16 protein-coding genes are annotated in these 18,286 nt (G+C 45.6%); 12 read left to right on the top strand and 4 right to left on the bottom strand.

All coding sequences use genetic code 11. From position 1 onward, the window contains the following. Positions 1–129: 129 nt before the first annotated feature. Complete coding sequence (locus KI659_RS02805) at positions 130–759, top strand: DUF4494 domain-containing protein (RefSeq protein ID WP_213943808.1); 630 nt, start codon at positions 130–132, stop codon at positions 757–759. Between the two features lie 213 nt (positions 760–972). Continuing rightward, positions 973–1,761 carry an SDR family NAD(P)-dependent oxidoreductase gene (locus KI659_RS02800; RefSeq protein WP_213943807.1) on the top strand — a complete coding sequence of 263 codons (789 nt, stop codon included), beginning with the start codon at positions 973–975 and terminating at the stop codon, positions 1,759–1,761. Positions 1,762–1,812: 51 nt separating this feature from the next. Here KI659_RS02800 and KI659_RS02795 read toward each other — a convergent pair whose 3' ends face one another. From KI659_RS02795 to KI659_RS02780, 4 genes are all read right to left on the bottom strand, one after another. Continuing rightward, on the bottom strand, positions 1,813–2,415 hold the full coding sequence (locus KI659_RS02795; RefSeq protein WP_213943806.1) for a hydrolase: 603 nt from the start codon (positions 2,413–2,415) through the stop codon (positions 1,813–1,815). Positions 2,416–2,824: 409 nt separating this feature from the next. Next, on the bottom strand, positions 2,825–3,697 hold the full coding sequence (locus tag KI659_RS02790; protein ID WP_213943805.1) for a DUF4249 family protein: 873 nt from the start codon (positions 3,695–3,697) through the stop codon (positions 2,825–2,827). Further along, complete coding sequence (locus tag KI659_RS02785) at positions 3,697–6,051, bottom strand: TonB-dependent receptor (protein WP_213943804.1); 2,355 nt, start codon at positions 6,049–6,051, stop codon at positions 3,697–3,699. Before KI659_RS02785 ends, KI659_RS02790 begins: the two co-directional genes overlap by 1 nt. Positions 6,052–6,069: 18 nt before the next feature. Next, on the bottom strand, positions 6,070–6,747 hold the full coding sequence (locus tag KI659_RS02780; RefSeq protein WP_213943803.1) for a hypothetical protein: 678 nt from the start codon (positions 6,745–6,747) through the stop codon (positions 6,070–6,072). A 298-nt stretch (positions 6,748–7,045) separates the two neighbouring features. Here KI659_RS02780 and rhuM point away from each other — a divergent pair, with 298 nt between their 5' ends. The 10 genes from rhuM to KI659_RS02735 all read left to right on the top strand — a co-directional run bounded on the left by rhuM (position 7,046) and on the right by KI659_RS02735 (position 18,260). Next, a complete protein-coding gene (gene rhuM, locus KI659_RS02775; protein ID WP_246535267.1) occupies positions 7,046–7,540 on the top strand; it encodes a RhuM family protein in 495 nt (164 codons plus the stop codon). A gap of 125 nt (positions 7,541–7,665) precedes the next feature. Beyond that, on the top strand, positions 7,666–8,019 hold the full coding sequence (locus tag KI659_RS02770) for a nuclear transport factor 2 family protein (RefSeq protein ID WP_213943802.1): 354 nt from the start codon (positions 7,666–7,668) through the stop codon (positions 8,017–8,019). A gap of 302 nt (positions 8,020–8,321) precedes the next feature. Then, on the top strand, positions 8,322–9,461 hold the full coding sequence (locus KI659_RS02765) for an FAD-dependent monooxygenase (protein WP_213943801.1): 1,140 nt from the start codon (positions 8,322–8,324) through the stop codon (positions 9,459–9,461). A gap of 297 nt (positions 9,462–9,758) precedes the next feature. Then, on the top strand, positions 9,759–11,996 hold the full coding sequence (locus tag KI659_RS02760) for a phosphoenolpyruvate carboxylase (RefSeq protein ID WP_246535266.1): 2,238 nt from the start codon (positions 9,759–9,761) through the stop codon (positions 11,994–11,996). Beyond that, positions 11,983–12,216, top strand: coding sequence for a hypothetical protein (locus KI659_RS18565; RefSeq protein WP_246535265.1), 234 nt, complete (start codon positions 11,983–11,985; stop codon positions 12,214–12,216). Before KI659_RS02760 ends, KI659_RS18565 begins: the two co-directional genes overlap by 14 nt. A gap of 60 nt (positions 12,217–12,276) precedes the next feature. Then, positions 12,277–13,251, top strand: coding sequence for an LA_2272 family surface repeat-containing protein (locus KI659_RS02755; protein ID WP_213943800.1), 975 nt, complete (start codon positions 12,277–12,279; stop codon positions 13,249–13,251). A 70-nt stretch (positions 13,252–13,321) separates the two neighbouring features. Beyond that, positions 13,322–14,149 carry an SDR family NAD(P)-dependent oxidoreductase gene (locus KI659_RS02750; RefSeq protein ID WP_213943799.1) on the top strand — a complete coding sequence of 276 codons (828 nt, stop codon included), beginning with the start codon at positions 13,322–13,324 and terminating at the stop codon, positions 14,147–14,149. Between the two features lie 593 nt (positions 14,150–14,742). Continuing rightward, positions 14,743–16,065 carry a sugar porter family MFS transporter gene (locus KI659_RS02745; RefSeq protein WP_213943798.1) on the top strand — a complete coding sequence of 441 codons (1,323 nt, stop codon included), beginning with the start codon at positions 14,743–14,745 and terminating at the stop codon, positions 16,063–16,065. 190 nt (positions 16,066–16,255) lie between these two features. Continuing rightward, positions 16,256–17,134, top strand: a complete 879-nt coding sequence (locus KI659_RS02740; RefSeq protein WP_213943797.1) for a carbohydrate kinase family protein — start codon at positions 16,256–16,258, stop codon at positions 17,132–17,134. A gap of 25 nt (positions 17,135–17,159) precedes the next feature. Then, positions 17,160–18,260, top strand: a complete 1,101-nt coding sequence (locus KI659_RS02735) for a Gfo/Idh/MocA family protein (RefSeq protein WP_213943796.1) — start codon at positions 17,160–17,162, stop codon at positions 18,258–18,260. Positions 18,261–18,286: the final 26 nt, after the last annotated feature.

Here is an 18,286-nt window from a genome sequence, read left to right as displayed (position 1 = left end):
CTAATATAAAGTAATAAAAATGATGTTTTCAATTATACAGAAAAAATTCTGCCAATTAATCCGCCGCATCTTTTTGCGCTTTCTCAAATTCATGTTTACCTTAGCCAGTCAATCTTAAGATAGAATTCAATGAGAACTTGGTTTTTGTGTAAAGTAAAATACGCGAAGGAAAATGAGCAGGGACTGCTCAAAAATGTGTCAGAACAGTATTTGGTGGATGCGGTATCCTTTACCGAAGCTGAAGCCAGGATTTACGATATGTTGGGCAGTGTGATCCGTGGGGATTTCCAGGTGACCAGTATCGGCAAAAGCAATATTGTGGATGTTTTCCCTTACGATGACATCGACATTTGGCACAAATGTAAAATCACCTACGTGGTGGCCGATGCCGACAGCGGCAAGGAGAAAAAGGTGACCCAATACATGCTGATCACCGCCCACCATGTAAAAGAGGCCTATGAAAGGATCTACGAATCCATGAGCAACATGCTGGTTTCCTTCAATGTGCCTGACATTGTGGAAAGCCCGATTGTAGAGGTATTCCCATACGAAAAAGATGACGAGGAGCTTCTGCCTCCCCCTCCTTCCAACCTGAGACCTGTGAGTGAGGTAAAGGAGGAGCAGGCCCGCCGCGACCAGGTGCGTTCGGAAAACGAAAAAGCAAGAGCTGAAAAAGATGACGACCCTGAAGAGGAAACCGAACTCGAAGCCGTAACCGACGATTCTATCGACTCCGAAAACGAAGAAAGACAATCTTAATACTTATTATCAAAGAACATCAAGCCACCCAATTCGGGTGGCTTTTTTTTGGCGGCGTGGGTGCCCATCCTCTCCGCGTACAGCTTTCGGTCCTGCCTCTGCCGAGTCAGGCAGGCTTCGGTCTCCAGTCTCCCGCCCTATTCCCATCTAAACAATTCCAGCTCTAACCTTTTATATAAGCAGTTATTTACTTAAACCACAACCTTATAAATTATGGACTTACAATTGGAGAACAAAACAGCCCTTGTCACAGCCTCATCGGGAGGGATTGGAATTGCGATTGCCGAATCCCTAGCCAAAGAGGGCGTAGAAGTGATTATCAATGGGCGGTCTGACGAATCAGTCAGTGAAGCCATCAACGAACTGCAGGAAAAAACCAACAGCACCAAATTTAAAAAAGCTATTGGTGACCTGGGTAAAAAAGAAGATTGCGATAAAATTATCGAGCAATATCCAGATGTAGACATATTGATCAACAATGTGGGCTTCTATGAGGCCAAGCCTTTTTTTGAAGAAACAGAAGAGGACTGGCAGACCATTTTTGATGTCAATATCATGAGCGCGGTAAGGCTGAGCCAGCATTATGGCAAAAAGATGATTGACAAAGGAAACGGCAGGGTTATCTTTGTATCCTCCGAAACGGCCGTCAACCCTGATCCCAATATGGCGCATTATGGGGCCACTAAAACCATGATGCTTTCCATTTCCAGAAACCTTGCAGAACTCACTTCCGGCACAGACGTGACGGTAAATGCCGTGATGCCCGGCTCCACCGACACAGAAAGTGTAAGGGAACTGATCAAGGAACAGTTTTCGGACATGGACATAGAGGAGGGCATGAAGAAATTCATGGAAGAAAACCGCCCCACCTCAATTTTGGGTCGTCTGTTGAAAGTTGAAGAGATCGCCGACATGGTGACTTTCGTCTGCAGCCCAAAAGCCTCCGGGATCAACGGCGCCGCCCTGCGGGTAGATGGGGGTATTGTCAAGAGCGTATTTTAATGATTAAACCTGCCAGGTTTTCGAATTTTCAAAAAAAACTGGCAGGTTTTTTTACTCCCCTCTCAGCTGATTCACAATTACAAATTTGATCAATTCCTCCACCGGTATTCCGGATCTTTCACTGGCGTCAGCGATGTCGTCGCGGCTTACTTGGGCGGCAAAACTTTTATCCTTAAGTCGCTTCTTCACCCCTTTCACCTCCATACCTTCGTAACCTTGGGGTCTCATCAGGGAATAGGCGTGGACAAAACCGGAAAGCTCATCAAAGGCATAAAGCATCTTATCCATTTCAGACTCGGGTTTCACTCCAAAATACCTAGGACCATGAGAGGCAATGGCTTTAATGATCCGTGGATCCACTTCCCTGTACTCCAGTTCTTCGATGATCCTGCTGCAGTGCTCATCCGGCCACTGGTCCCAATCCGCGTCATGAAGGAGCCCAGCTAGGTACCACATATGGACAGTCTGATCTTCATATCCTTGCTGTAAGGCATATGCTTTCATCAGATGGCCCACCTGCTTCATGTGAAAGGCCAATTTGTCATTTTTCACCCAATCGGAAAGCAGCTCAAGGGCTTCCTGTTCCGAAATCACTTTCCCAATATTCTCCTCCGATCCAAAGTCGGTTTTATTTAGCGCATGTGTCAGTGTCATGTGTACTGGTTTTTAGGGTTGGTAAAGACTACAATTTCAGATTCTTCGGCGTGAAATGCAAGAGGAATGGCAGAATGAAGAATTCTACTCTAGAAAGGTTTTCACGCAGCGGCGCAAAGAGCAGCGCCAAGAACGCCACGCCTCATTTATAAACTTTACAGTTCCCACCGTAAAGAAGAATATGAAAGTTTATGAGACCAATTTCTCGTTGCGCCGCAGCGAAACTGCAGCGGTCGCGGCGAGAAATCATGACCCGATAGCAACGGGAGTGTTTGCAAAACATAAAGCCTAGAGGTGACGATTTGCTCTTGCGAAGAAAAAACTCCCTTTTGCTTCCGCGAAGCAGTGTTTCATCCCACATCCGACACCCTTCATCAGGCATCCGACATCGGTCATCCGACATCCCCCATCACTCAATCCTAACCATATGACTCGATGCCGCACCGAAGATGCCGTAGCCGTTAGTGATGTTGCTGGGCATGGGGGTGGGCTCGCCACCAAAAATATCGGGGCTCTGGTTGGTATAGTGATAATAATAGGTGGTCACATAGTCGTAATACTCCTTGCTCACCGTTTCCAATATCAGGTAACTTTCCAAATCCTCTTGGGTCCCTGAATAATAGAGCTCACTTACCAAAACCACCATCTCAGCTTCGGTCCCCTGCGTGGGAGTCGACTCAAAGCCAACATTAAAAGGATGGATGGGCGTGATGAAAGGAATGTTGGAGGTCAACTGTATGGCCGTCCTCATAGGCTGCCCCTCTCTTTGCTGGGCAAACTTTAGCACATAATAGCTTTTGCCCTCCACAGGCGGGGCAACTCTGAAAAACACTTCCCTTTGTGGCACACTTCCCAATCCCCTATCTACACCTCCAAACCTGGCAGAAATCAGCTCGGTCGGCACGGGCACCACTGTGGAGCTGCTTACTGAGGCAAATCCTGGGGCGTCAATTTCCACTTCTACGCTATCCCCTACGTGAATGCGATAGGGAGCCGTGTAGTCATCCTCTCCCCCAAAAAAGCTAAACCGCTCTATCAATTCCCCATTTACCCTCATCTGCACATTGGCATTGGGCAAACCATCCTTTATTGAGCCCTCATCCATCATACCATACGATTTATGTATTCCCAACCTCACTTGGGTATCCCCATCCTTAAGCAGGGCATTCAACACAATCTTTGATTCATGTTCGGGCAGGTCTATTTCCACCTCCTGATTTATCCATCCCATGCAACCCGACAAAGCCATGGGAATCAATCCCCAAAATAATCTTTTCATCATCAATATAATTTGAATTCATAACTGAATGCTGGAAGGATGGGCAATAGGGCCATCTGCCTCAACCTCATGGTGCCTCCCGCATTTACGCCAAAGAAATTGGTGCCTCCCGACCAATAATAGTAGAAGGGGTTTGCACGATTATATACATTGTAAAAGCCTAAATTCCAGGTTCGCTCACCCCATCTTTTATCCTTGGAGAATCTTATCCCAAAATCTGCCCTGTGGTAGGACCGCATTCTAAAATTATTTCTGCCCTCATAATGCTCAACATATCGATTAGGACCCGTCAATCCACCTGACAGCCCAATCGGAGGCTCAGTATAGGCCTGGTAGCGCCCTTCTGCCAAGGTGATGGCCTCCCCTGTACCATAAGTCCAAGAGGCTGAAAAGCTCACTTTGTCATTCACCTGATAAGCCATTGTAAAGCCTATATCATGCCTTCGGTCAAAACGGTCAGGGAAGAACTGTCCATCCATAATGTTGTCAAACCTGCGTTCTGACTGGGCCAAGGTATACCCCAGCCATCCACTCCACCGGCCCTCCTTTTTCTGAAGCAGCACCTCAATGCCCCTGGCCCGTCCCTCTCCTTCTCTTTCAATTTGATCCTGCCAGTCCGCTGCACCTTCCAGCCAGTTGACGCCGTCGGAGTAGGCGATAAGGTTTGTCATGTTTTTGTAATAACCTTCCACAGAAAACTCCCAACCTTTATCCAGCATCCTATGGTATCCTAGCGTGTATTGCCAAGACTGCTGCGGCCGGGTGCGGGAGGTGGCAGGCACCCATAAATCCGTCGGGATCCCCACACCGGTGCTGCTTAATAGGTGGACATTTTGCTGCATCTGGGCAAACCCGGCTTTTAAAGACGATCTTGGGCCTACTTGGTATCGCGCAGTCATTCTCGGCTGTGCCGAAAAATATTGTTCACCTTCCACGAAGTAATTATTGAAATGAACTCCGAGGTTGGCACTAAACCGGTCGCTGAGCGTCCATTCATCTTCCAAATAATAGGAAAGCTCCCAGGCATTCACATTCTGCGATCCAAAAGTAGTATCCATTTGGACACCCTGATCTGTGCTCCTTATGGCATTGACCCCAGGGGTAAATTTGTGATGGATGGCCTGGGCTCCTACCCGAAACAGGTGGCTTTTGCTGTGGTAATATTCAAGGTCATATTTCAGATTCCAGTCCCTGATCCCTGATTGGTAACCAAAATGATAGAAATGCTCTTCCTCGGGATTGCTGTGATCGGTGGCGATATCAAAAATATAATTGGTATAGCCCACCGTGGTATTAGAGAAAAGCCGGTCGGAAATAACCCTATTCCACCTTACAGTGGCCAATTGGTTTCCCCATTTGAAATAATTACTTGACCGGATGTTGCTCGTATCCCTCGCATTCACCACTCCCCTGTCGTGGCCGCTGTAGGCAGTCACCTGAATTTTGTCTTTTGGAGACAGGTCATAACTCGCCTTGCCATTGAAGTCATAGAAAGTGTAACCAAAACCATGGCTCCCTCCCGAGGCAATTCTGGCTATAGGCCTGGTAAACATATCGACATAAGATCTCCGAAGAGCCACGATATAAGAACCCTTGCCTTTATTGATCGGCCCCTCATTGCTGATCCGTGCTGAGACCAGCCCCACTGCCCCTTCCGTGCGCATTTCATTTCGGTTGCCGTTCCTCATTTTTACATTCAGCACAGAGGACAGTCTCCCCCCATACCGGGCAGGAAAGCCACCCTTCATCAGGTTGACATCCGCCACCACATCTGGATTGAAGGTGGAAAATATCCCTCCCAGATGCCCTACGTTATAAAGGGGGATGCCATCAAGAAGAATCAGGTTCTGGTCTGGGCCGCCACCCCTTACATACATGCCCGTAAGTCCCTCTTTTCCGCCCTGCACCCCCGGCATGAGCTGGATCCCCCTGATCAGATCTATTTCACCGCCTACTGCAGGCAACTGTTTGAGTTGCCGGGCCGGCATATTGATCGAGGAGAGCTGCACCTGCCTTTCGAAGGAAAGCTCCTTGTTTTCCTCCACTACCACCTCGTCAAGATCATCCAGTGGCTGTAGCCCCACAGTCAATTTGCTGGAAGCAGCCATATCCACGTTTACCGTTTGGGTTTTGTACCCCACATGCGACACCCTTAAAGTAGCAGTGGAATCGGGAAGGTTAAGGCTAAAAAAGCCGTAGAAATTGGTATGGGCACCGCGGCCAGTTCCCTCAATCAAAATGGTAGCGCCAAAAAGCTTTTCACCGCTGCCTTTATCCTCCACATATCCACTTACCTGCCCTTGCCCCCACACGTTGCCGGTAGCCAAAGCGAAAATTAACATTATAAAACTTCTCATTTCGAATAAAAATTAAGGCTAAAAACTTTTTAGTATGCTCTTTTTATTATTTGACCCGATTCCATATCCTACAAATAGCCCTGTAAAAGATCCTCGGTCCCGGAGGGTGTTCGGTGGAGTATTAAACATTGGTTCAAGATTTTTCACGGTGTGTCGGTTTACCCCTTGCTGATGCCTCAAACCCAGCACAAAATAATTATTGCGTTTGTTGTAAATCCTTGCCCCCACTTCAGCGCGGAAAGTCAGGTGTTCCTTTGATTGGCTAATCCTCTGGGACAAAAAATCACTATAGAGGAAGCGACTTCCCCCAATTCCTGCCTGTGCAAAAAATATCTTATTCTTGACTTGATGGTTATATCTAAGACCAATGCTGTAATTCAAACTCCTATTAACCCTCGCGGCTGTGGTATAAGGGCCTCCAGTCCCAAGAGACCTTTCATATTCCCATGTGGACTGCATGTATTCCACTTGTGTAGCTAATTGAAATTTATCATTTAATTTGGTGAGCAAGTTGACACCAAAATGACCACTTATGGGAGTAAGAAAGGAAAACTCCTCGCGAGACATACTCACCTGCGCACTAAAATGAGATATTGCCGGACCTCCATACAACTCTAATTCAACGGTTTGCTGTGCCAGCAACTCACCGCCGAATGCCAGGGTTGAAAGTAAAAAAAGAGTAAAATATTTCTTCATAATTATGTAATTAAAATTTTCTATTGCCCAAAGGTAGAGATTCCATCCCCAAATCAGACTTAACGAAACCTAAGAGATGTTAAGAAAACTAAAACACTAGAATGTTTACATTAAAAAATATGTTTCCTCTCCCATCCAAAAAACTAACCCTTAACTACTTACCTGCAGACTTGTCTCTTTATGGACAAAAACTGCTTCACCCCATTGAAATGAACACAAGGCCTAGCAAGGTTTTGGCCCGGTACCACATCCTCCCTCCATCAAACCGGTAAATCCAAATATTTACAAAACCTCTGAATTGGATGAAAAGGCAACTTGTGCAAAAATTACACAAGTTCAACAGGAAGGAGAAAGAACAGTAAAGAGACAGATAAAAATCTATAATTTGGATCTGATAATTTCTGTGGGTTATCGTGTTAATTCCAAACAGGGTACAACCTTTAGAATTTGGGCCAACAAGATCATTAAAGATCATCTGGTAAAAGGCTATACGTTTAACGAAAAGAGGTTATTCGAACTTCAAAAAACAATAAAACTTGTTAATAGAACAATCCAAAGTCTTGGTTCAGACGATCAGACAAAAGGTATATTTGAAGTTTTAGCTGAATTTTCGACTGGTTTGGATATTCTGGATGATTATGACCATCAAAGATTAAGTTTATCCGATACCCCAATCCAAGCAACTTTTAGAATATCCTACGAGGAAGCAAAACATGCTGTGGATGAATTAAAGAAAAGATTCGGTGGGTCAAGTCTTTTTGGAAATGAAAAAGACCAATCCTTTAAGGGTTGAAAGTAAACCTGAAGAAAAAGAAATGATGATCAATGTAGTCGTAAATTTTATAAACAGATCATAGAAAGAAGAAAAGCCCTAAATCCCCGCAGACTCATCCCCTACTCTTAAAATAATATTACAAAATGACCCCAAAAGACACCTTACATAAATGGATTGATGCCTTTAACAGAGCTGATGTAGAGGCTTTATCAGACCTATATGCAGAGCACGCAATCAACCATCAAGTGGCAAACGAACCGGTGGAAGGAAAAACCGCGATTAAGAAAATGTTTGAGGAGGAATTTACCAATGCTGAGATGACCTGCATACCGGAAAACGTGTTTGAAGATGGGGAATGGGCCATTTTGGAATGGAAGGACCCAATGGGACTTCGGGGTTGCGGATTTTTTCAGATTCAAAATGGAAAAATCGTTTTCCAACGCGGTTATTGGGATAAACTATCCTTCTTGAAATCACATAACCTACCAATCGAGTAAGCTTTGGACAAAAGAATCAAATTTTGACTAATTAGGAAAAACGGGACACCCCTAAAACTTAAAATAACGTTGGTAAGAGATAATGTTATTCACTCACAGATTCCACCATCTCCCCAGATGGTTGCGAACCTCAGTGGCCTTATCCGTTTGAGCATACTGGATCTACCCTGATCATCACCTACGTTTGCATTGAGGGCTGCGGCGAGAAATATGTGAAGCTGTAAACGATGGAATAGGTAAAAGAACTGTCAATAGATGCTTATATTTGATCATGAGTAGGCCATTAAGTCCTTCTAAAATCCATGATCGAAAAAAAGAAAATAGCTATCATAGGCGGCGGGATTGCCGGGCTGACCTTTGCCAGATGCTTGGGCAGCGATGAGTATGACATCAACATATTTGAACGGAAAGAAGATTTTGGGGAAATCGGTGCTGCCATCAGTGTTTTTCCCAATGCACTCTGCGTAATGGATGAATTGGGTCTGCTAGCCGACATTCTCAAAAACAGTGGGGAATTCAAAACGGTGTATCTCAAAACCGATAGCGGAGATATTTTAAGCAAGTCGGAGCCCAAAACTGACTATCCTGTAATCTGCATCCACAGAGCCGACCTACACGCCATACTTTTAAAAAACCTCGACGCCAAATTACACAATAATCGCCCTCTGAAGGAATTGTCCCAATTGGAAAATGGGCAGATCAAACTCACGTTTGATAACGGCGAAAGTGGCGTGTTTGATGCGGTAATTGGTGCCGACGGCATTCATTCGCAAGTGCGGAAACACGTATTCAATGATGGAGAGCCAATTTTCAGAGGCTACAACGTATGGCGTGGCGTGGTAAAAACCGATTTTGACATAGGCTACGGCAGCGAAACTTTCGGAAAAGGCCAAAGGGTGGGGATAGTGCCTATTAAAGATGGAGTATATGGCTGGTGGGCCACCTGCAATGAAGATTTCATGCAGGATGACAGCCCGGAAGGGGCCAAGGCTAAACTTAACAGGCTTTTCTCCAGTTGGCACGCTCCCATCCCGGACCTGATCCGCAAAACCGATAACATCCTAAAAAACGGCATAATGGACCGTAAACTCCGGAATGGCTGGACAAAAGGCCCTGTCACTATGATCGGGGATGCCGCCCACCCCACCACGCCAAATTTGGGGCAAGGTGGGTGTATGGCTATTGAAGGCGCTTATATATTGGCAAAGTCCCTGCAAAAATACGGTTTGACCAAAATGGCTTTTGATCGATATGAAGAACTTCATTATCCCAGAGCGAAAAGCATCGTTAAAGAAAGCTTGAAACTTGGCAAAATGGGGCAACTAACCAATCCCCTACTCATTGGGTTGAGAAATTTCGCATTTAAGGCCATGCCATCCAGCGTGGCCATGAAGATGATCGATAAGTACTTTTCTTACAGAGTAACTAAACTGGATATTTAACATAGAAGCTGGATGCTTGATTGTAAAGTGGAATTAATCACCTGGGCTATTTTTAAATGTGCATATGGCAATAATCATTATGAGCTCCTTGCTCCTTAGGTAGCGCCGATGATTATTTTCACCCAGGGGGTGGAAAGGAGTACGTAAATCAAGACAACTCTGAAGCGTTTAATATGGGATTGAATGGATTTTTGTAATCCATTTCTCTGTGAAAATAAGTAAGATATAGCTAAATTAAGCCTATTCATCGCGCAGAACTTTTTCATTAATCCATTTGAATCAAAAAACCCTTCGATCATGTCCGCAGAATCCCTACACCTCCACGGAATTGAAAAAATCAAAACTGATTTCAGTTATTTACTGAAACTATTCAAGGAAATGCTGGAGTCTATTGGTGAAAAAGACCTTGCTGATGGTTTGCCTTTTGAGCCCAGCAATAGGCAGTTGCAAGCTGATGAAAAACTTGCCCAAGCCATCGGAATCTGCTTTGAGCTCTTAAATCTCGCTGAAGAAAATGCCGCTGCCGTTTTTAGGCGCAAAAGCGAAACCCAGCTGGGCATCGAATCCACCCGCGGATCATGGGGAGAGACCCTCCAACAATGGAAAGCCAACAAGGTAGATGAGCGACTAATAGCCCTGGCGCTTCAAAAAATCAATGTGACGCCAGTTTTGACAGCACACCCCACGGAGTCCAAAAGGCTCACCGTGCTCGACATCCACCGCGAACTTTATCTGCTATTGGTAAAGAGGGAAAACCCCAATTGGTCCACTGCCGAGCAGTCGGTGATCAAGAGTGAGATCCTGAGCCTAATGGAACGGTGGTGGAGAACTGGCGAGATCTATTTGGAGAAACCCCGATTGGAAGATGAGAGAAGCAATCTGATGCATTATTTCTTAAACGTTTTCCCAAATGCTGTCCGTCTATCCGATCAGCGGCTTCTGGATGCCTGGACCAGCATGGGTTTTTCCCAAAACCTGTTGGAATGGCCTGAGCAATTTCCGGCTATCCAGTTTGGCAGCTGGGTGGGCGGGGACCGGGACGGGCACCCATTTGTCACCCCGGAATTCACTGCCGACACCCTGAGGCTTCACCGCGAGTCAAGCCTTAACCTAATCAAAGCAGAGCTCTTTAACCTGGCGGCAAAGCTCAGCTTTTCCAGTTACCGCAACCAGCTTCCCCAGGCATTTATGGAGGAAATTGAGGCCACAGCACAAAGACTTGGCTCAAAAGGTCAGCAAGCGCTTGACAGAAACCCCTCCGAGCCCCTCCGACAGTTTGTAAACCTGCTTTTGGTACGTTTGGAAAACACCCTTTCATCTCCTCCTGAAAAAAATGAAAAGGTTTATTTCCGCACATCGGGAGAGCTTTCTTCAGAGTTAAGAAAATTGAGGAATGTCTTAATTGCCCTTGGGGCAACTAGGGTGGCAAAACAATGGCTCTTTCCAATTGAGCGCATGGTCCAGTGCTTCGGGTTCCATTTGGCAAAATTGGATATCCGTCAGAACAGCGCTTATCATGAGAAAGCCATCAGTCAGATCCTTAAAGCATCGGGAAATGGGGATTCGGACTACGCAAACTGGGATGAGGATAAGCGGCTCACCTTTATAAATCAGGAATTACAAAGCAACCGCCCATTTCTGGTGGTCGGAACATCCTGTGGGCAGGAGGCCGATAATGTTTTGGGCTATCTGCGTGAAGTGAAAAGCTATATGGACCTCTATAGAGCTGATGGAATCGGGTCCATTATTGTGAGCATGACCAGAAGCCTGAGTGATTTGTTGGTGGTCCATCTGCTATTGCGGGAGGTGGGTTTGCAGCATGCCCGACTGCCGATAGTCCCTTTATTGGAAACTATCGATGATCTGGAAGCCGGTCCTGAGATTATTTCAGCCTACCTGAGCCATCCCCAAATCCAAAAGCAAATCAATAAAATTGATCATTTCACCCAGGAGATCATGCTGGGCTACAGTGATAGCAACAAGGACGGGGGAATATTGACAAGCAGATGGACCATATATAAAGCGGAAGAAAGACTGACTGAGGCGGCCAATAAATTTGGAGTCAAGCTGTGCTTTTTCCACGGGCGTGGTGGAAGTATTAGCCGGGGCGGTGGCAAGATCCACCGATTTTTGGACAGCATGCCGGCGGGCTCCATGAGTGGCCAGATGAAAATGACCGTACAAGGCGAAACTATTGCCAACCAGTTTGCCAACCGCCTCACGGCAACCTACAACTTGGAAATGTTGCTAGCGGGTACGGCTAGGCAAACTATGATCTCTGCTGATAACACCCCAAAAGACAAACTATACGGCATCATGGACAACTTGGTAGGTTCGGCCAGAAAAACCTATAGGGAGCTATTAGACCATCCAAACTTCCTAGAGTTTTATGGTAAGGCCACACCTATTGACGTGTTGGAGGAAAGCAAGATCGGGTCAAGACCTGCCCGGCGAACAGGCCAAAGATCCTTGGAAGACCTGCGCTCCATTCCTTGGGTCTTCAGCTGGAACCAGGCCCGGTTTGGAAAAGATTGAGGAAACCTTGGGGGCCTCCATGGAATCCCGTCGGATTTCTAAGCTCGAGGATCACAAGCTTAGAAACAATGCCCTCAACCTGCTACATAAAATCCAGATAAAAAACTTGTTAAAGTGGAGAAAACTAAAGAAAACAAATCCCATGGAGAGCGAGGCCTACTTGTTACAGCTACTTTTGCTCGTAAATGCATTGGCCGGTGGATTGAAGGGGACGGGCTGAGAATTTTACCTTGGTGAAGTAAATTGAATATATTTTTTAGCAATTTGAATTTCTACTAATATGAAGCAGTCATTATATATTTTGGCAATCTTGGCTTTGGGAATGAGGAGTTTCCAAGCTCATGCTCAATCAACTCCGCATTCCCAGGAAACAGTGTACACGGTGATCTATAACAGCGTGCCAGATCAATTTAGATTTCCGCTGATCGGTTTTATTAACATTGCCCAAGGCAGCCATAGGGGGTTACAGGTAGGTTTTGTCAACACGACTATGCAAAGTTTTGAGGGACTGCAGGTGGGCTTTGTTAATACCATTCTTGAGAATTCATTAGGTGCAAAAATCGGTTTTGTAAACACCACCAGGAAAAATTCGGAGGGCCTAAGGGTGGGCTATGTAAACACAACGCTGGGCAGTTCGAAAGGAGCAGCTTTCGGCTTTGTAAACACCACCCTCGATGACACCGAGGGCCTGCAGTTGGGTTTCGTCAATATTGCCCGAAAAACTTTAGAGGGTGCCCAGATAGGGTTTGTCAACGTGGCTGACAGCATACCTAATGGCGTCCCCATCGGATTTTTGTCATTTGTCAAAAATGGCGGTTACCGCGCACTGGAAACTTCGGTGAATGAGCTGTACCCATTCAATTTATCTTTCAAAATGGGGGTTCCAAGGTTTTATTCATTTCTGCAGGGAAGCTATTACAGCAGTTATGACTCACAATATGCGTTTGGTTTCGGATTCGGCTCCCTAATCCCTTTGAAAAGCAGGTTCTACTTTAACCCCGAGTTATCAAACATCTCCCCCATTTCAACCAACAATCCCAACGTAACCAGCCTGGCCGCCCAGTTGAGGTACAGCCTAAATTCACGGATTCAGTTAGCCACTGGACTTTCTGCCCTTTGGATCAATTACCGGCAGGATTCCAACCTTTTTGATCCTCCATTCTTTTCGTTGGCCAATTATGAATTCAACGCACAAAACCGGCTTTTGCTCGGGGCAAGGTTTGCCGTGAGTTACAATTTCACACCGATACCTTAAGGCGTCGGCGGATTCCAATTTAAACATTTTCTTCTACAGAGACTTTTTAGGTAAAACTATAAAGCTAACCATGGAGCCAAGAATAGAGGGAAAAACCATCATCATTACGGGAGGCAGTTCGGGTATCGGGGCTGCTGCAGCCAGAGACTTTGCCAAAAGAGGAGCTAATGTAATCATCACCGGCAGGTCTGACCAGACCAAGCAGCTTGCCGGAGAAATCGGCTGCGAATACCATCTGGTGGATTATGCGAAACTGAGCTCTGTCCATGAATTTGCTGACACCATGTTAGCCAACCATCCTAAGATTGATGTACTAATCAATAATGTGGGCGGTGTAATTGCTGACCGCCAACTTACCGATGATGGTAACGAAATGACTTTCCAGATCAACCACCTAGGTGGATTTTTACTCACTTTGCTTTTAAAAGATCGTCTGGAAAAGTCGGCTGCCCTGGTCATCAACACCTCCAGCATGGCCAATAATATGGGTAAAATCAAACTCAAGGACCTCCAAAACGAAAAACCGTATAGCTCAATGAGAGCCTACGGACGGGCAAAACTGATGAATATTTTGCACGCCATGGAAATTGTAAACCGTTTTGAAAATGTAAAAGCAGGATCCTTCCATCCAGGGGTGGTATCCACGGGATTTGCCCGGGAAGGTGGTTTCTTGGCGAAACTTTTTTACAATACTTTCCTAAAAGACCTCTTCATGATCAGCCCTGAGAAGGGCGCCGACACCCTGATCTGGATGGTAACCAACCCTGATAAATGGAAGCCGGGAGAATATTATCACAAAAGAAAACCCGGCAAAAAGAACTCCCAAATCTCCGACAAACTGGCCTGGAAGTTATGGGAACGCTCCGAGAAGTTAGTGAAAGGGCAAATGGTACCTTAAATCAAGTTGTCCACCTGTGTACTCTTTATTGCCCATTTCCGTACAGCAAACCATCAAAAACGTCCTCTAATGGCTTCAAGGGGCTCTGGTATAGAACTTGGAGTTGGTATTGGAAATGTAAAATCATGACCAACTTCTTACTTTGGTGTATTCTTTTGATCCTGTGTTGGCCGATTGCGCTGGTAGCTATACTCCTCTACCCTTTAATTTGGCTGATCCTGTTGCCTTTCAGGCTGCTGGGCTGGGCGGTCAATCTTTCATTCGCTTTCATCACAGCTTTATTTATGCTTCCGTTTACTTTGGTAGGGAGGAAATGAAAAAATGGGCCACGAAGAATACCAACCTGCCTGGACAGCAGTCAGGGTTTAAAAAAAGTTTCATAAAGCTTCTTCGTGGAATATCATATCTCAGCGGCCGGATTGAATCCCAGATTGGGTTTCTTAACCGCTCAAAATCCAAATAGCCTCAAAATTTCTCCGCAAAACCATTTGTCCTAGGATGTTCATAGTACATAGTACTCTTTGTACCTAGTACAACCATCCCCTTTCATTTCCTCTCTTTTTTACCTAATTTAAAAAAACTTTTGTCTGTAGATGAAAAATAGAGGATATGTTTATTTCCTTTCCATAGTAGCTGCTCTGGGTGGATTTTTATTTGGGTTTGATACGGCGGTGATATCTGGGGCCGAGCGGGCCATTCAGGTCAATTGGAACCTGAGTGACTGGTATCATGGGCTGGCGGTAGCCATTGCATTGTACGGAACTGTTCTGGGGGCGCTCTTTGGCGGCTTGCCATCTGATTTATACGGCAGGAAAAAAGTTCTGCTCTGGATAGGCGTACTGTATTTCATTTCGGCGTTGGGTTCTGCGATGGCCACGGAAGTGTATTCTTTCATGCTTTTCCGCTTTCTGGGAGGACTTGGCGTCGGCGCCTCCTCGGTGGTGGCCCCCATGTACATCAGCGAAATAGCCCCTGCCAAAGACCGTGGGAAATTGGTAGCGTTATACCAATTCAACATCGTTTTCGGCATCTTAATGGCCTATTTCAGCAATTACCTGATTGGGATTACGATCACCATAGATGCCTGGAGGTACATGCTTGGCGTGGAAGCCATTCCCGCCTTGATTTATACTTTGCTGGTTTTTAAAGTTCCTGAAAGCCCCCGATGGATGGTCCTTAAAAAAGGCAATACGGCAGTAGCTTTAGAAATCCTTACCAAGACTGACCCCGAAGCGGCAGAGGAAATTATATCCAGGGCCAAATCTGAGAGCCTGCAGCAACAAAATTCGCTTAGCTTCTTTTCCCTATTCAGAAAAGAACACCTAAATATCAGCTTAATGGCAGTTGCCATTGCCGTTTTCAACCAGGTCTCTGGCATCAACGCAATCATCTATTTTGCCCCGAGGATTTTTGAAATGGCCGGCATAGCCACCGAAAGTGCCCTACTTTCCACTATTGGGATTGGGGTGGTCAACCTAATTTGCACCATGCTCGGACTGTTATTGATCGACCGTATGGGAAGGAGGTTTTTGATGTTGGTGGGATCGGCAGGATATATCGTGTCCCTCACCTTGATGGCTCTGAGTTTTCAGGGAGAATATTTCCCATCCGGCTGGCTGCCCATATTCGTGTTTATCTTTATTGGCGCCCACGCCATAGGCCAGGGAAGTGTGATTTGGGTATTTATCTCGGAGATCTTCCCCAACAAGCTGAGGGCAAAAGGCCAGTCTTTGGGGTCCTTTACACATTGGATATTGGCCGCTTTGATAGCCAACATTTTCCCCTTCCTGACTGGAAAATTCGGCCCAACATTAATATTTTCCTTTTTCGGTTTAATGATGGTCGTGCAGCTCCTTTGGGTGCTATTTGTGATGCCGGAAACGAAAGGCAAATCACTAGAAGAGATCAAGGTGTAGCGGAAAGCAAAATCACGGTTAATTGTTACGTGGGATTTCTTCCTCGGGAGCGGTTTTTCTTTGCCAGACAAGTTGGGTTAAAAAAATCGTATATTTAAAAAAGAAAATGATATGAAGTCAATTCGAATTGACATATTGAACCCAAAAGTTTAATTTTCTACTTCTTTCACCTTCCTAAACACTACCCCCAATGAAACAAACCATATGCTTTGGCGAAGTTCTTTTTGATCAATTTAGGGATAAATCCATACCGGGTGGGGCTCCTATGAATGTGGCATTGCATTTTCAGCAACTTGGATTTCAGAGCCTTATGATCTCCATGGTTGGGAAGGACCGGCAAGGTGAGGAGCTTTTGAGTTTTTTGAAAGAAAGAAACCTAAATACTTCATTGATAGGAATTCACGAGTCCCTACCCACAGGGTTGGTGTTGGTGAATGACCAAGACCCCAAAAATGTCACGTATGAGATCGTAGAACCAGCAGCCTATGATGAAATAACCTGGTCGGAGGAAGCCCAGGAGGCTATTGACCAGTCAGAGGTTTTTGTATATGGGAGTTTGGCCACTCGGAACGAAGTCTCACGAAAATCCCTTTTAAAATACCTATCCCATACTTCGACACTTAAAGTTTTTGACATCAACCTTCGTCCACCTTTTGATGATCTGGAGCTGTTGGAAGATATTCTTGTGCATACGGATATTTTAAAAGTAAACGAACATGAATTGCAGATTTTGGCTGATTACCATGAGTTCGGAAATGATCCAGAGATCACTTGTGAAAAACTGGAGGAGGCATATGACCTTCGGTTGATCTGCGTCACGAGAGGAGATAAAGGGGCTATGATTTCTCAAAAAGGAGAAATTTTCGAACATGAAGGGTACCAAACCGAGGTTGTGGACACTGTTGGGTCAGGGGATGCATTTTTGGCGGCATTGATTTATGGCTATCTGGAAGGGGAAAAATTGGAGGACATGCTCGACTTTGCCTGTGCTCTGGGCACCTATGTGGCAAGCCATAAAGGAGCCACCCCAAAATACGATATTCAAACAGTCAGGCAGATCATGGGTTAAATAATACTATCGAACCAAAACGAATATGAAAAGAAGAAACTTTTTGCACAACACCATGCTTTCCACCTCTGCTTTGACACTCGCCAGCTTCCCCCTCATTTGGCCAACCTCCAAAAAGAACCCCAAACACAATAACGAGGACAAAGTTGGCGTAGCCTTGGTCGGACTGGGCGGCTATAGTAAAAACCAATTGGCCCCAGCTTTGGAGCAGACCGAGCATTGCTATCTGGCGGGAATTGTAACAGGCAGCCCCGAAAAAATTCCGGAATGGCAAAAGAAATACAACATCCCCGATGGCAATGTCTACAATTATGAAAACATGGATGACATCGCCAATAATGACGATATAGATGTCATATACATCGTGCTCCCCAGCGGAATGCACGCCGAATATGCCATCAAAGCTGCCAATACCGGCAAGCATGTGTGGTGCGAAAAACCCATGGCCAAAACGGTAGAAGAGTGCCAGTCTATCATCGATGCGTGCAACAAGAACAACGTCAAGCTTACCATAGGCTATAGAATGCAGCACGAACCTAACACCCAAAACTTCAAAAAATGGGTGGAAGAGAGAAAATTCGGGGAAGTCAAGATGATAGAGGCCATGGCAGGGTTTTATTCTTCCCGTACTGGCCACTGGCGTTTGGACAAAGAAATGGGAGGCGGTGCGCTTTACGATATGGGCGTGTACAGTATTAATGCCGCCCGGTATGTGCTTCAGCAAGAGCCGATATCGGTGATGGCTTACGAAAGCACCACGCGGCCTGAAATCTTTACCGAAGTGGATGAAACCATGAATTTCATCCTTGAATTTCCAGACGGGGTGATGGCCAATTGTGCCACAAGCTTTGGTATCAACATGAACCGACTAATTGTCACCGCACAGGATGGGCATTTCCGGATGGAACCTTTCCAATCTTACAATGGCTTAAAAGGGTTTTCCTCTGATGGAAGCCAGTTTAGTGATAAAATCAAAAACCAACAGGCGAAGCAGATGGACAATGATGCCTTGGCAATAAAAGAGAATAAGGAGGTATTGGTCCCCGGTGAAGAGGGGCTGAAAGATATCAAAGTCGTAGAAGCGATCTTTAAATCAGCAGAAGAAGGTAGGAGGGTTAAGATTTAAGTGGTAAGTGAAAAGTGAGAAAGTAA

This window comes from Litoribacter ruber (assembly GCF_018449405.1).
Taxonomy (GTDB): domain Bacteria; phylum Bacteroidota; class Bacteroidia; order Cytophagales; family Cyclobacteriaceae; genus Litoribacter; species Litoribacter ruber.
The sequence above is the reverse complement of the archived record's forward strand: the minus strand, read 5'-3'. Positions and strand labels throughout refer to the sequence as shown.